At 69.0% G+C, this 14,079-nt stretch carries 11 protein-coding genes; 6 read left to right on the top strand and 5 right to left on the bottom strand.

All coding sequences use genetic code 11. From position 1 onward, the window contains the following. Positions 1-7 precede the first annotated feature (7 nt). Positions 8-1,036, top strand: coding sequence for an FAD:protein FMN transferase (locus tag BMW75_RS14135; protein ID WP_092580155.1), 1,029 nt, complete (start codon positions 8-10; stop codon positions 1,034-1,036). A gap of 6 nt (positions 1,037-1,042) precedes the next feature. Further along, positions 1,043-2,419, top strand: a complete 1,377-nt coding sequence (locus BMW75_RS14130) for a sulfite reductase subunit alpha (RefSeq protein WP_092580153.1) — start codon at positions 1,043-1,045, stop codon at positions 2,417-2,419. Between the two features lie 94 nt (positions 2,420-2,513). On the opposite strand, the gene BMW75_RS14125 is transcribed toward BMW75_RS14130, so the two are convergent. Both BMW75_RS14125 and BMW75_RS14120 read right to left on the bottom strand, forming a co-directional pair. Beyond that, a complete protein-coding gene (locus BMW75_RS14125) occupies positions 2,514-3,473 on the bottom strand; it encodes a tripartite tricarboxylate transporter substrate binding protein BugE (protein WP_092580151.1) in 960 nt (319 codons plus the stop codon). 29 nt (positions 3,474-3,502) lie between these two features. Next, positions 3,503-4,960 carry an N-acyl-D-amino-acid deacylase family protein gene (locus tag BMW75_RS14120; RefSeq protein ID WP_092580149.1) on the bottom strand — a complete coding sequence of 486 codons (1,458 nt, stop codon included), beginning with the start codon at positions 4,958-4,960 and terminating at the stop codon, positions 3,503-3,505. Positions 4,961-5,049: 89 nt separating this feature from the next. Between BMW75_RS14120 and BMW75_RS14115 the strand changes: the two genes are divergently transcribed. Continuing rightward, a complete protein-coding gene (locus BMW75_RS14115) occupies positions 5,050-6,015 on the top strand; it encodes a LysR family transcriptional regulator (RefSeq protein ID WP_092580404.1) in 966 nt (321 codons plus the stop codon). Between the two features lie 61 nt (positions 6,016-6,076). Here BMW75_RS14115 and BMW75_RS14110 read toward each other — a convergent pair whose 3' ends face one another. Next, positions 6,077-6,907, bottom strand: coding sequence for a phosphoenolpyruvate hydrolase family protein (locus BMW75_RS14110; RefSeq protein WP_092580147.1), 831 nt, complete (start codon positions 6,905-6,907; stop codon positions 6,077-6,079). 11 nt (positions 6,908-6,918) lie between these two features. Next, positions 6,919-8,130 (bottom strand): Tm-1-like ATP-binding domain-containing protein, encoded by a 1,212-nt coding sequence (locus BMW75_RS14105; protein WP_092580145.1) that lies wholly within the window; start codon positions 8,128-8,130, stop codon positions 6,919-6,921. 161 nt (positions 8,131-8,291) lie between these two features. Here BMW75_RS14105 and BMW75_RS14100 point away from each other — a divergent pair, with 161 nt between their 5' ends. Both BMW75_RS14100 and BMW75_RS14095 read left to right on the top strand, forming a co-directional pair. Further along, positions 8,292-8,939 carry a TetR/AcrR family transcriptional regulator gene (locus BMW75_RS14100; RefSeq protein ID WP_076522034.1) on the top strand — a complete coding sequence of 216 codons (648 nt, stop codon included), beginning with the start codon at positions 8,292-8,294 and terminating at the stop codon, positions 8,937-8,939. 106 nt (positions 8,940-9,045) lie between these two features. Further along, positions 9,046-10,704, top strand: coding sequence for a CehA/McbA family metallohydrolase domain-containing protein (locus BMW75_RS14095; RefSeq protein WP_092580142.1), 1,659 nt, complete (start codon positions 9,046-9,048; stop codon positions 10,702-10,704). A gap of 117 nt (positions 10,705-10,821) precedes the next feature. Here BMW75_RS14095 and clpB read toward each other — a convergent pair whose 3' ends face one another. Next, complete coding sequence (clpB, locus tag BMW75_RS14090; RefSeq protein ID WP_076520283.1) at positions 10,822-13,428, bottom strand: ATP-dependent chaperone ClpB; 2,607 nt, start codon at positions 13,426-13,428, stop codon at positions 10,822-10,824. Positions 13,429-13,566: 138 nt separating this feature from the next. Between clpB and BMW75_RS14085 the strand changes: the two genes are divergently transcribed. Continuing rightward, entirely contained in the window at positions 13,567-14,001 is a 435-nt protein-coding gene (locus tag BMW75_RS14085; protein ID WP_092580140.1) for a gamma-glutamylcyclotransferase family protein, read from the top strand. Positions 14,002-14,079 lie beyond the last annotated feature (78 nt).

Here is a 14,079-nt window from a genome sequence, read left to right as displayed (position 1 = left end):
CGCACGCGTGGCCACATCCCCTTCCTACGCCCCGCGCGGCGCGGCCGCCCCGGCCGTGCGCGTCGCCTATGGCGCCATGCCCGCGCGCCCGGCCGCGCAGGCCGCCGCGCTGGCCGGCGCGACCATGGGCACGACCTGGTCCGCGCGCATGGCCTTGCCGGCCGGCGTCGCCGAAACGACGGCGCGGCTGGCCATCCAGGCCGCGGTCGACGAGGTGGTCACGCAGATGAGCACCTGGGAATCGGACTCGGACATCACGCGCTACAACCGCGCCGGGCCCGGCTGGCAGGCGCTTCCGGAAGGTTTCTTCCATGTGCTGCGCCACGCGCTGCGGCTGGCCGAGGACTGCGGCGGCGCCTACGATCCCACGGTGGGTCCGCTGGTCAACGCCTGGGGCTTCGGGCCGCACCAGCGCGCGCATGAACCGCCCTCCGCCGCCGCCATCCAGGCCGCCCGCGACCGCTGCGGCTGGCGGCGCGTGCGGCTGGACGAAGACCGCCAGGCCGCCTACCAGGCCGGCGGCACTTATCTGGACCTGTCCTCCATCGCCAAGGGCTACGGCGTGGACCGCGCCGCGATGGCCCTCGATGCGCTGGGCATCACGGACTACCTCGTCGAAGTGGGCGGCGAACTGCGCGCCCGCGGCAGGCGCCCGGACGGGCAGCCCTGGCGCGTGGCCATCGAGGTTCCCGACGCCAGCGACGCCCACGCCCTGGCCCTGCCGCTGGCCGACTGCAGCATCGCCACGTCGGGCGACTACCGGCGCCATGCCGGCGATGGCGATGCCCGCTACGCCCACACGATCGATCCGCGCACCGGCCACCCCGTGCGCAATGCCCTGGCGTCGGTCACGGTGCTGCATCCGGTCTGCATGCAGGCCGACGCGCTGGCCACCGCGCTGACGGTGCTGGGCGAGACCGAGGGGCTGGCCTATGCCCGCCGCCACGCGCTCGCGGCGCTGTTCATCGTGCGCGAGCGCGACGCCTGGCGCGTGGTCGCCACGCCGCCGTTCGAAACCCTGGCGCTCGCGCGCTGACCCCTTATGTCCCAACCCCGATTGATCGCGGCGGCGTGCGTGGTGCTGACCTGGGCGCTGCTGTGCCTGTGGGCCTGGCGCCGTGCGCGGCTGCAGCAGGCGCAGCATGCACGCGCGCAGCAGGCCTTGGACGCGCCCGCCCCCGCAGACGCGCTGCTGGTGGCCTACGCCAGCCAGACCGGCTACGCCGAAGCCCTGGCCGCGCAGACCGCGCAATCCCTGCGGGCCGGCGGCCTGACGGTGCGCGTCGCCGCGCTGGACCAGATCGACGCCGCGCGCCTCGCCGACTACCGGCGCATGCTGTTCGTCGTCAGCACCTACGGCGAAGGCGATCCGCCGGATGCGGCGGCGGCCTTTGCCGGGCAGATGCAGCAGATCCCCGCCGGCGCCATGCTGGCGGGCGCGCAGTATGCGGTGCTGGCGCTGGGCGACAGCGAATATGCGCACTTCTGCGGTTTCGGCCGTCATCTGGACCACTGGCTGCACGCGCAAGGCGCGGCGCCGCTTTTCGATCTGGTCGAGGTCGACAACGGCGACCCGGCCGCGCTGCGCCATTGGCAGCACCACCTGGGCCTGTTGGCCGGCCGCAGCGACCTGCCCGACTGGGAGGCGCCGGTCTACGAATCCTGGCGGCTGGCGGACAGGACCCTGCTGAATCCCGGCAGCCAGGGCGGCCCCTGCCATCTGCTCACGCTGACGCCGCCCGCCGAAGGCTCGCGCCCGTGGCAGGCGGGCGACATCGCCGAGATCGGCCCCCGGCGTGAACGCGGCGGCGCCTTGCAGGCGCATCGCGAATACTCCATCGCCTCGCTGCCCGAAGATGGCGGCATCCAGCTCCTGGTGCGCCAGATGCGCGGCCCGGACGGCGCGCTGGGCCTGGGCAGCGGCTGGCTCACGCACATCGCGCAGCCCGGCGACGAGATCGCCCTGCGCGTGCGCGCCAACCGCAATTTCCACGCGCCCGCGGACGACCGCCCGATGATCCTGGTCGCCAACGGCACCGGCCTTGCCGGCCTGCGCGCCCTGATCAAGGCGCGCCGCGCCGCCGGCCATCGCCGCAACTGGCTGATCTTTGGCGAACGCAATGCCGCCTGCGACGGGTTCTGCGGCGAGGACATCGCACGGTGGCGGCAAGACGGCACGCTGGAACGCGTGGACACCGTCTTTTCGCGCGACCAGGCCGAGCGCCGCTACGTGCAGGATTGCCTGCGCGAACAGGCGCACGCCGTGCGTGCCTGGGTGGACGCGGGCGCCGCCGTGTATGTGTGCGGCAGCCTGCAAGGCATGGCGGGCGGCGTGGACGATGCCCTGCAGGACATCCTGGGCGCCCAGCGTCTGCAGGACCTGCAACAAGCCGGCCGCTATCGGCGCGACGTGTACTGAAAGAACATGCCCGCGACGCGGCGCACGGGCGCGCCGGCGCGGGCAGATGGATCGATCCGGCCGGATCAATGCCGCATGGCCGCCGCCGCGGGGATCACTGCAGCTTGATCTGCGCCTTCTCGATCACCGTCTTCCATCGGTCGCGTTCGGTGCGGATCTGCTCGCCGAACTGCGCCGGCGTGTTGCCCAGCGGGAAAGCGCCCGTCTCTTCCATCTTGGCCGCGGTGGCCGGATCGCGCACGGCGCGCGCGAAGGCGTCCGCCAGCTTGTCTCGCACATCGGCCGGCATGTCGGCCGGACCCACCACGCCGTACCAGGCCGTCACGTCGTAATCCTTGTAGCCCTGTTCGGCGAAGGTCGGCACGTCCGGCAGGCGCGGATTGCGCGCCGTGCCGGTGATCGCCAGCGGCTTCAGGTGATTGCTCCTGACGTAGGGCAGCGACGACGGGAAGTTGTCGAAAATCACCGGCACCACGCCGCCCACCGTATCGGTCAGCGCGGGCGCCGAGCCGCGATACGAAATGCTGTTCATCTTGCCGCCGATGATCTGCAGGAACCAGATCATGCCCAAGTCGTTCACGCCGCCCGCGCCAGCGTTCGCGTACCCGTCCTTGCCGGGATTGGCGCGCACGTAGGTCACGAATTCGGCCAGCGTCTTGGCCGGAAAGCCCGGGTTCACGCTGAGAATGTTGGGGCTGGTCACCAGGTTGCTGATGGGCGTGAAATCCTTGACCGGGTCGTAGGCCAGGTTGGGGAACAGGTGCGGCGCCGTGCCGTGCGTGCTGACGGTGGCCAGGCCCACGGTGTAGCCGTCCGGCTTGGCGCGGGCGGTGGCCGTCATGCCGATCGTGCCCGAAGCGCCCGTGCGGTTCTCCACCACGATCTGCTGGCCCAGGATCTCGCCCGCTTTGGCGGCGGCCACACGGCCGACGATGTCGGTGGGACCGCCCGCCGGGAACGGCACGATCAGGGTGATGGGCCGGTCGGGAAAGGCGGCGTGGGCTGTCGGCAGCGCGGCGGCCAGCGCCAGGGCGGCGAAAGTCTTGCGGAACATGATGGTGGATCTCCTGGAAATTGCTGTTGTTATCGAAGGGGTGGCGCCGCGTCCCCGACGCGGCGAAGGATCCTGCCGGGTCGCGGCATGTCCGCGGCGGCCGGGAATACGGGCGTGCCATTGACCAGCACGTGTTCCACGCCGGCCGAAGCCAGCGTCGGCGCTTCCCAGGTGGCGCGGTCCACGACCGTGTCGGCATCAAACACCACGATGTCGGCCCACGCGCCCACGCTGATCTGGCCGCGGTCCGCCAGTCCGAAGACGCGCGCGGGCAAGGCCGTCATCTTGGCCACCGCCGCCTCCAGGGTCACGAGCCGGGCTTCGCGCACATAGCGGCCCAGCACCCGCGTGAAGCTGCCCCACAGCCGGGGATGCGGATGCGCGTCGTTGGGCAGCCCGTCGGAGCCCACCATGCAGCACTCGTGCTGGAAGATGCGGCGCACTTCGTTCTCGTCCATGGCGAAGTAGATGGCGCCCGCCGGGCACAGCCGCTCGGCCGCCGTGGTCTTGTCGCAGCCCCAGCGGGCCGCGATGTCGCTCAGGTACTCGCCATTGCATTCGGGATGCGGCGTCGACCATGTGATGCGGATGTCGTCGATCGTCTCGGCGCGTTCCGGGATCAGGATGGTGGAGCTGCCCGGATAGGGATAGATGTCCAGCGCCACGTCCACGCCTTCGGCGCGGGCGCGGTCGACGTTGGCCAGCGTGGCGGCGCTCTTGCCCCAGTTGCGCGGCATCATGCACTTGTGATGCGACAGCACGGTGGCGCAGCCGGTGGCGCGGCCGATGGCAAGCACCTCGTCGACGGCCGCCTCGACGTTGTCGCCTTCGTTGCGGATGTGGCTGGTGTGCATCGCGCCGCGCGCCGCCGCCACGCGGGCCAGGCCCTCGAGTTCCGGCGGCTTTGCGACGCCGCCGGGCTGGTAAGCCAGGCCCGTGCTGAAGCCCACCGCGCCGGCGTCCAGCGCCTCGGCCAGCATGCGCTGCATGGCCTCCTGTTCCTCGGCGCAGGGTTGGGCCGTCGGATCGCGCATCACCGCCAGGCGCAGGTTCGCGTGGCCTACCAGCGCCGCCACGTTGATCACCGGCTGGCGCTCGCGCAGTTCATCGAAATAGGCCGCCATGCTGGCAAAGAGCGGCGTCTGCCCCAGCAGCGCCAACGCGGCGGCGGTGTTGCCCGCCAGCGGCGCGGGCGCGCCGCTCACGCCGCAATTGCCCACCACGACCGAGGTGATGCCCTGGCTGGTCTTCCAGGCCAGGTCCGGCTTTTCCACGAACATCAGATCGTCGTGGCCGTGCACGTCAATGAAGCCGGGCGCCACGATCTTGCCGGCCGCGTTCAGGCGCCTGACCGCGGCCACGGCTGACAGGTCGCCGATGGCCGCGATGCGTTCGCCCGCCACGCCCACGTCGGCGCGCCGCCGCGGGCCGCCCAGCCCGTCGATGAGCCAGCCGCCTTCGATGATCAGATCCAAAGTCCCCTGCATGGTGTTCCTGCCTTGATGAAGGCCCTAGTATCGTCCGCGGGATCAATCTGGAAAAATTGTTTTTATTGATCCATCTATCGCGTTTTGAAATGCATCGCCTGCCCAAGCACGTCACCTTGAAGCACCTGACCGCCTTTGTGGCGGTGGCCCAGGAGTCCAGCTTCACGCATGCCGCCAAGCGCCTGTTCCAGACGCAATCGTCGGTCACCAGCCTGGTGCGCCAGCTTGAAGAGGGGCTGGGCACCCAGCTCTTTGCCCGCACCAGCCGGCGTGTGCTGCTGACGCCGGCCGGCGAAGAGTTCCTGCCGCGCGTCATGCGGCTGCTGGCGGATTTTGACGGCGTGATCGAGGACGTGGTGCGCTTTGGCGCGCTGGAACGCGGACGGGTTGGCGTGGCGGCCGCACCGTCGGCCATCACGCAGCTCATCGCGCCGGCTGCCGCTGTGTTCGCGGCGCACTATCCGGCGGTGCGGCTTTATCTCAGCGACGACAACTCCGGCCGCATCCAACGCAAGGTGGCTGCGCGCGAGGTCGATTTTGGCCTGACCAGCCGCTGGGCCGACGCCCCGGGCTTGCAATTCGACGCCCTGCTGGAAGACCGCTTCGGTGTGCTCTACCGGCAGGACGACGCCACCCTGCGCCCAGGACGTGACGGCGCCATGCGCTGGTCCGACCTGACCGGCCGCAAGCTGGTGGGCGTGGTGGATGAAACGGGCATCATGGCGCTGCTGCGCGCCCGCGCCGATTTGCCGATCGAGGCGGCGACGCCCTTCTATGAAGCGTCGAGCACGACGTCGCAAGCGGCGCTGGTCAAGGCTGGCATGGGCGTGGCCGTGCTGCCGGCGCTGGCCGCGCAACGTGTGATGGAGCCGGGCCTGGCCTACGCGCTGCTGGCGCGGCCCACGGTGGTGCGCACGCTATGCATCATTCGCAACAAGGAATATCCGTTGAGCCCGGCCGCACAGGCATTGATCGCATCCATCCACGACTACCTGCGCACGGCCCAACTGCCCGCAGGCTGCCGCCGCCTGCCCGCTGCGCGGCAGAAGCATTAGGTGTGCGGGCGTCACCACCGTGCTGATCGGTGTCGCGCGGACGGGCATTGCAACGACAGGGTCAGAAGGTCAGGCTCTTGAATTCGCGCGTGGCGGCGGTCAGCGCCTGCTCGGTCGGCAGGCGCTCCATGGAGCTGGCGCCGTAGAAGCCATGGCAATGCCTGCACGCGCGCAGCACGTGAACGGCATCGGCCGGCGTGGCGATCGGGCCGCCGTGGCACAGCACGATGATGTCCGGGCGCACCGCCAGCGCCGCGTCGGCGATGCGGTCGATCGCGCGCACGCAGTCGTCCAGGGTCAGGGCCGTCTCCGCGCCGATGGACCCGCCGGTGGTCAGGCCCATGTGCGCGACGATGATGTCCGCGCCGGCCTGGGCCATGGCCACGGCGTCGTCCTCATTGAAGACGTACGGCGTCGTCAGCATGTCCTTCTGGTGCGCCAGCCGGATCATGTCGACTTCCAGCGCGTAGCCCATGCCCGTCTCTTCCAGATTGGCGCGGAAATTGCCGTCGATGAGCCCCACCGTGGGAAAGTTCTGCACCCCGGCAAAGCCCTGCCGCTTCAGGTCGTCCAGGAACACGTCGAAGTCGCAGAAGGGGTCGGTGCCGTTCACGCCGGCCAGCACCGGCGTCTTCTTGACCACCGGCAGGACTTCGCGGCCCATGTCCACGACGATCTCGTTCGCATTGCCGTAGGCCAGCAGGCCCGCCAGCGAACCGCGGCCCGCCATGCGGTAGCGGCCCGAGTTGTAGATCACGATGAGGTCGATGCCGCCCGCTTCCTCGCACTTGGCCGACAGCCCGGTGCCCGCGCCCCCGCCCACAATGGGCGTGCGGGCGCGCACCATGGCGCGGAAGGTGTCCAGCAGTTCGTGACGGTCAAAACGCGGCATGGCGGCAATCCTCAATGTGCGGCAATTTCAAGAAAGTGGTCGACCGCCGTCCTGGCGAACAGCGGGTCGTTGATATGGCAGGGCACGCGGATCAGCCGGCGGTCGGCCGTCTGCCGCAGGTTGGCCTCCAGCGCGGCGAACAGCGCGGCGTCGGCCTCCGGGTCCCAGAACGCCTGGCCTGGCGCATCCAGCGCGGACACGCCGCCCTCGGGGATCAAAAAGCGCACCGGCCCGTCGCAGCGGTTCAGCCGGTCGGCGATCCATTCGCCCTGGCGGGCGTTTTCCTCGATGGTCGTGCGCATCAGCGTGACCTGGGGATTGTGGGGATAGAACCGCCGGCCGCGATAGCGCTCGGGCACGGTGTCCATCGCGCCGAAGTTCACCATGTCCAGCGCGCCGCACGACCCGACGTAGGGCGCGCCGGTGCGCGCCACCGCGCCGAAGCGGTCGTCGGTGCAGGCCAGCACGCCGCCGAACAGGAAGTCGCAGACTTCGGTGGTGGTCAGGTCCAGCACGCCGGCCAGCAGGCGGCTGTCCAGCAGCTTTTCCATGGACTGGCCGCCCGTGCCCGTGGCGTGAAAGACCAGGCAGTCAAAGCGCGATTCCAGCAGCGGCGCAACCTGCTGCACGCAGGCGGTGGTGACGCCGAACATGGTGACGCCCACCGCGGGCCGGTCATCGTGGTCGGCAGCGGCCTGGGCCTGGCGGAACGCGCCGCCGATCGCGCCGGCCGCATTGGCCAGGACGCGGCGCGAAATGCGGTTCAGCCCCGCCACGTCGGTCACGGAGTACATCATGGCGATGTCCGACGGGCCCACATAAGGGGCCACGTTGCCCGAGGCCATGGTGGACACCATCACCTTAGGCGTGCCGATGGGCAGCGCCCGCATGGCGGGCGTGATGAGCGCGGTGCCGCCCGAGCCGCCCAGGCCCAGCAAGGCGCCGATTTCCGGGTTATTAGCCGTGTAGCGCTCGAACGCCAGGGCCATCGCCGCGATGGCGGTGCCGCGGTCGCCGGTGAAGACCGCGCCGGCGCCCTCGGGGTGGCTCCGGGCCACCTCCTGCGCCGACACCTGCGCCGCGCTGGGCGCGGCCGAGGTCGACACATCCACCGACACCACGTCCAGCCCATCGCGCCGAAGCAGGTCCACCACGTACTCGGCCTCTTGGCCCTTGGTGTCGTAGGTTGCGGCGACAAACACCCGCTGCCTGGTATGCGTCATGACTCCTCCGCGGGCGGCTACACTGCGTGCGCGCCTCGATATGTGAGGCCAAAGGCCCGTAGAATACAGAAATGAGACGAAAGAATCATACTGAGACGCCTGTCTCACGTCAAACCCGAACGCCCGCCGAAAAGGCGCCCGCCCCGGCCGCCGGCACACGGCTGATCGCCCCCGCCAGCCCGCAGGCGGCGGCCAGCGGCGAACCGCCGCACGGGCCGCGCGCCCGCATGCGCAAGACGCTGCTCGACGCCGCCCATCGATTGATGGCGCAGGGCGTCACGCCCTCGGTCGCGGAACTGGCCGAACACGCGCAGGTGTCGCGGGCCACGGCGTACCGCTACTTTCCCAGCCAGAGCGCGCTGATCGCCGCCGTGGTCGACGAAAGCCTGGGCCCCATCCTGGCGTGGGACTCCGATGCGCCCGACGCCGCCGCGCGCGTCGATGAACTGCTGCGCTTTGCCTATCCCCGACTGGAAGCCCACGAGGCCCCGCTGCGCGCCGCCATCCTGGTTTCCTTGCAGCAGCACGCGCAGGCCAGCGCCGGCAAGGGCGGCGCCGAACCCAGGCTGGTGCGCGGCCACCGCGTCGACATCCTGAAGCGCGCCATCGCGCCACTGGCCGCCGACCTCACGCCGGCGCAACAGGACCGCGTGGCGCAGGCGCTGTCGCTGGTCTACGGCACCGAAGTGTTCCTGGTGCTCAAGGACATCTGGAAGCTCGATCTGCCCGAGGTCACCGACGTGGTCCGCTGGACCGCCAACGCCATCATCAAGCAGGCCCTGGCCGAGGCCGCGCCGAAAAAGAAATAGTTGCCCGGCGCGCTGCGCTGTCATTCCCCCGTCATTGCCCGTCTGCATAGTTGCGCCCTTCGCGGCATTGCGTGTTGCATGCCGCCATGACGTTGGAGTGTTGCAGATGCAGTTCGAAGTATCCCGCTTGCGGCGGGCCATCATGCCCTTGTCGCTGGCTTGCGTCACCTTGTTGAGCGCCTGCGGCGGCAGCGATGACGACGACGAGGTCGCGCCCGATCCCGCGCCGCCGGTGGTGACCGACCCCACGCCGCCCGCAGAGCAGCCCAAGCCGGTCGAGACCGGCGCGTGGTCGACGGGCGATCTGCACGTGCACACCTACCAGTCGGACGACGCGCAGGTCAGCCTGGAAAGCGCGTTGGACCAGGCGTTCGACCGCTACAAGCTGGACTGGGCCGCGATTTCGAACCACCTGCGCCTGTCCGCGCGCGACCACACCGGCGTGAACCTGGCGGGCGGATCGATCCCGTTCTCGCAAGGCATGGCGCAGTACGAAGTGCCCTACATCAAGCAGGCGCAGGCCGCGGGCCGCTATGCCGGCAAGATCATCTTCTCGTCGTTCGAATGGGACATGCCCACGCACGATCACGTGAACATCGGCATCGGCTACGACAATCCGCAGTCGGCCAAGTCGCTGGAGGCCGTGGCCGAGTTCGAGTACCTTTTCACCAACCGCGATCCCAACCTGTTCGACCCGCTGCTGGTCTCGCGCCTGTCCGGTGAAACGCGCGCCTACACCACGCACGCCGACTCGCTGGCCGCGCTGAAGTGGCTGCGCGACAAGCATCCCGACAGCTACATGCTGCTGAACCACCCGTCGCGCTATGCGGGCAAGTACACCGTTGCCCAACTGCGCGAAATGCACGACCTGGCCCCGACCGTGTTCTTCGCGATCGAGGGCATGGTGGGCAACCAGATGGAGCCGGACCGCGGCGGCTACGCCACCGCCTACACCAACGCCTTCCTGCCCAACCGCACCTACGGCGGCGCCGACTACCTGGTCGCGCACCTGGGCGGCACCTGGGACGCGCTGCTGGGCGAAGGCCGCCGCATCTGGAACGTGGCCGACTCGGACTACCACTTCCGCACGGCCTCGGGCCTGTACAGCAGCGGCTACGCGCCCGGCGAATACGCCAAGACGCACGTCTGGAAGGACGGCGACGACATGGCCGCCGTGGCGGCGGGCCTGAAGAGCGGCCGCATGTTCGGCGTTTTCGGCGACCTGATCGACGCGCTGGACTTCCAGGCCAAGGGCGCGGCCGGCGCGGCGCACATGGGCGGCGAACTCAAGGCGGCCAAGGGTGAAGAAGTGGAAGTCACCATCCGCTTTCGCAGCCCCGAGCGCAACAACTACGAGTACCCGATCGAAAGCGGCAATCCCACTTACGTGAAGCCCACGGTGCACCACGTTGATCTGATCGTGGGCGACGTGACCGGGCGCGCCGAACCGGGCACCGCCGAGTACGACAGCGACACCAACCCCACGACGCGCGTGCTGGCCCGCTACACCAGCGCCGACTGGACGGTGGACGAAGACGGCTACAACGTCATCAAGACCACCATCACCGCCGACAAGAGCCTGTACCTGCGCCTGCGCGGCACCAATCTTGGCGTGGACGTGGCCGGCGAAACCGCAGCGGGCGAGCCGCTGCCGGACGCAAAGATCGACCTGGCCGACAACGTGGCGCGCTTTAACGCCATCAATGCCCGCAACTACAACGACCTGTGGTTTTATTCGAACCCGGTGTTCGTGACGGTGCAATGACCTGACGGCCGCGCTGCGGCGTCGCTGCTTGCGGCGATGCCGCGCCGCGGCGCAGGCAAAAAAACGCCCGGCTCACGCCGGGCGTTTCGTTCAGGGCGACGCTTCAGCGCAACCCGATCACTGCAGCGTGCGCGTGAAGACGAACTTCCCATCCTGCCAATCCACCGGCACCACGTCGCGCGGTCCGAACCGGCCTTCGAGGATGAGGCGCGCCACCGGGTTCTCGATCTGCTGCTGGATCGCGCGCTTCAAGGGGCGCGCGCCGAACACCGGATCGAAGCCCGAGCGGGCCAGTTCCGCCAGCGCCGGCTCCGTGACTTCCAGCCGCATCTCCTGCTTTTCCAGGCGTTCGCCCAGGCGGCGAAGCTGGATGCGGGCAATGGACTCGATGTGCTGCGCTTCCAGGCCATGGAACACGACCACTTCGTCGATGCGGTTCAGGAATTCCGGCCGCAGCGTCTGCTTGAGCTCGTCCCACACCACTTCCTTGACCACGTCATAAGGCTGCCCCGCCAGGGACTGGATGTGGTGCGACCCCAGGTTCGACGTCATGACGATGACGGTGTTGCGGAAGTCGACGGTGCGGCCCTGGCCATCGGTCAGGCGGCCGTCATCGAGCACTTGCAGCAGCACGTTGAACACGTCCGGGTGCGCCTTTTCGACTTCGTCCAGCAGCACCACGCTGTAGGGCTTGCGCCGCACGGCCTCGGTCAGGTAGCCGCCCTCTTCGTAGCCCACGTATCCGGGCGGCGCGCCGATCAGCCGCGCCACCGAATGCTTCTCCATGAACTCGCTCATGTCGATGCGGATCATGTGCTCTTCGGAGTCGAACAGGAACTCGGCCAGCGCGCGCGTGAGTTCGGTCTTGCCCACGCCGGTCGGGCCCAGGAAGAGGAACGAGCCATACGGCCGCGCCGGATCCGCCAGGCCCGCGCGGGAACGGCGGATGGCGTCGGACACCAGGCGCACGGCCTCGTCCTGCCCCACCACGCGCTTGTGCAGGAATTCTTCCATGTGCAGCAGCTTTTCGCGTTCGCCCTGCATCATCTTGGACACGGGAATGCCCGTGGCGCGCGAGACGACTTCGGCGATTTCCTCGGCGCCCACGCGCGTGCGCAGCAGGCGGGGACGGGACTCGTCGCCTTCGGCGTTCTCCGCAGCCTCGGCGGCGCCCACTTCGGCGGCCTTCAGGCGCGCTTCAAGATCCGGCAGCTTGCCGTACTGCAGCTCGGCCAGCTTGTCGAACTGGCCCTTGCGCTGCAGCTCCGCCATTTCGGCGCGCACGCTGTCGATCTCTTCCTTGATGGCCTGGGTGCCCTGCACCGCGGCCTTCTCGGCCTTCCAGATTTCCTCGAAGTCGTTGTACTCGCGCTGCAGCTTTTGCAGCTCGTCCTCGATGACGGCCAGGCGACGCTTGGAGGCGTCATCCGTCTCCTTCTTGACCGCCTCGCGCTCGATCTTGAGCTGGATGATGCGGCGATCCAGCTTGTCCATCACTTCCGGCTTGGAGTCGATCTCCATGCGGATGCGCGCGCCGGCCTCGTCGATGAGGTCGATGGCCTTGTCCGGCAGGAAGCGGTCGGTGATGTAGCGGTGCGAGAGTTCCGCCGCGGCCACGATGGCCGGGTCGGTGATCTCGACGCCGTGGTGGATTTCATAGCGCTCCTGCAGCCCGCGCAGGATGGCGATGGTGGATTCCACGTCGGGTTCGTCGACCAGCACCTTCTGGAAGCGCCGCTCCAGCGCCGCGTCCTTTTCGATGTACTTGCGGTATTCGTCCAGCGTGGTCGCGCCGATGCAGTGCAGCTCGCCGCGCGCCAGCGCCGGCTTGAGCATGTTGCCCGCGTCCATCGCGCCCTCGGCCTTGCCCGCGCCCACCATGGTGTGCAGCTCGTCGATGAACACGATGTTGCGGCCGTCGTCCTGGCCCAGCTCCTTGAGCACGGCCTTCAGGCGTTCCTCGAATTCGCCGCGGAACTTGGCGCCCGCAAGCAGCGCGGCCAGGTCCAGCGACAGCACGCGCTTGCCGCGCAGGGTCTCGGGCACTTCGTCGTTGACGATGCGCTGCGCCAGGCCTTCGACGATGGCGGTCTTGCCGACGCCGGGCTCGCCGATCAGCACCGGGTTGTTCTTGGTGCGGCGCTGCAAAATCTGGATGGTGCGGCGGATTTCGTCGTCGCGACCGATGACCGGATCCAGCTTGCCCTGGCGGGCGCGCTCGGTCAGATCCAGGGTGTACTTGGCCAGGGCTTCACGGTTGGCCTCGCCTTCCGCGCCGGAGACGTTCTCGCCGCCGCGCACGGCGTCGATCGCGGCTTCCAGGGCCTTCTTCTGCAGGCCCGCGTCGCGCAGGATGCGGCCGGCTTCGCCCTTGTCGTCGGCCAGGGCCAAAAGGAAGAGCTCGCTGGCGATGTAAGTGTCGCCACGACGCGCGGCTTCCTTGTCGGTCCGGGTCAGCACGCCCTGCAGGTCGCGGCCAACCTGCACGTTGTCATCGCCTTGCACCTGCGGCAGGGCCTTGAGGGCCGTTTCCAGCGCCGGGCCAAGCCGGTTGACGGCCACGCCGGCGCGCGCCAGTAGGCTGCCGGCGCCGCTGTCGGCATCCGACAACAGGGCGGACAACACGTGGATGGGTTCGATGTAGGGATGGTCGTTGCGGGCGGCCAGACTTTGCGCGTCGGCCAGCGCTTGTTGGAACTTGGTGGTGAGTTTGTCGAATCGCATAGTGGTCGTAGTGGCTTGTGGGGAGCCTGACCGATACGTGCCGGCTGGCTCGATAACCTGAATATGCGGCCGGATGAGACAATTTCAACACCCCCGGCCGCCCATGGTCGTCTTCGACGTGCAGCAGCGAACTAAGCAATGAGCATATACGTTTTTGTGTACGGAACCCTACGCGCGGGCGAAATCAACGACCTCGCCCGGGCCGCCGCTGCGCGAGGACTGCCGCCGGCCTGCCATGTCGGCCCGGCCACCGTGCCCGGCATGCTGGTCGATTTTGGCGACTGGCCCGGCCTCATCCCGGTGGACGATGGCCGGCGCGTCCGGGGCGATGTATTCCAGGTGGAACCGGCGCTGGTCGCGCTGATGGACGAGATCGAAGAGTACGAGCCCGGCAAGCCCTGCTGCTTCGTGCGCAGGACGGTGCGCGCCCGCCTGGAAGGCCCCGGCCACACCGGGCTGCTGCCCTGCGAGTACTACCCCATCGACCCCGCCTGGCGGGCCGCGGCAATCGATATTCTCGGGGACGACTGGATCGCCCACCGCCTTTCTAAGACCAGCTCCGAGGCCCGGTAAGACACCCGTAGTAACAACGGACTACAATAGACGCCTGTCTCGTGCTCCACACCCGTTCCGGCGCCCGCCGCGCAATGG

Origin of the sequence: Achromobacter sp. NFACC18-2, assembly GCF_900108985.1 — a bacterium.
GTDB lineage: Bacteria > Pseudomonadota > Gammaproteobacteria > Burkholderiales > Burkholderiaceae_B > Achromobacter.
This window is presented reverse-complemented; position numbering and strand designations above follow the sequence as displayed.

Bases quoted from the DNA above. Each gene is read 5' to 3' on its own strand.
- BMW75_RS14110 (WP_092580147.1), bottom strand. From the start codon at position 6,907: ATGCCGCGTTTTGACCGTCACGAACTGCTGGACACCTTCCGCGCCATG.
- clpB (WP_076520283.1), bottom strand. From the start codon at position 13,428: ATGCGATTCGACAAACTCACCACCAAGTTCCAACAAGCGCTGGCCGAC.
- BMW75_RS14115 (WP_092580404.1), top strand. From the start codon at position 5,050: ATGCATCGCCTGCCCAAGCACGTCACCTTGAAGCACCTGACCGCCTTT.
- BMW75_RS14130 (WP_092580153.1), top strand. From the start codon at position 1,043: ATGTCCCAACCCCGATTGATCGCGGCGGCGTGCGTGGTGCTGACCTGG.
- BMW75_RS14120 (WP_092580149.1), bottom strand. From the start codon at position 4,960: ATGCAGGGGACTTTGGATCTGATCATCGAAGGCGGCTGGCTCATCGAC.
- BMW75_RS14085 (WP_092580140.1), top strand. From the start codon at position 13,567: ATGAGCATATACGTTTTTGTGTACGGAACCCTACGCGCGGGCGAAATC.
- BMW75_RS14095 (WP_092580142.1), top strand. From the start codon at position 9,046: ATGCAGTTCGAAGTATCCCGCTTGCGGCGGGCCATCATGCCCTTGTCG.
- BMW75_RS14105 (WP_092580145.1), bottom strand. From the start codon at position 8,130: ATGACGCATACCAGGCAGCGGGTGTTTGTCGCCGCAACCTACGACACC.
- BMW75_RS14125 (WP_092580151.1), bottom strand. From the start codon at position 3,473: ATGTTCCGCAAGACTTTCGCCGCCCTGGCGCTGGCCGCCGCGCTGCCG.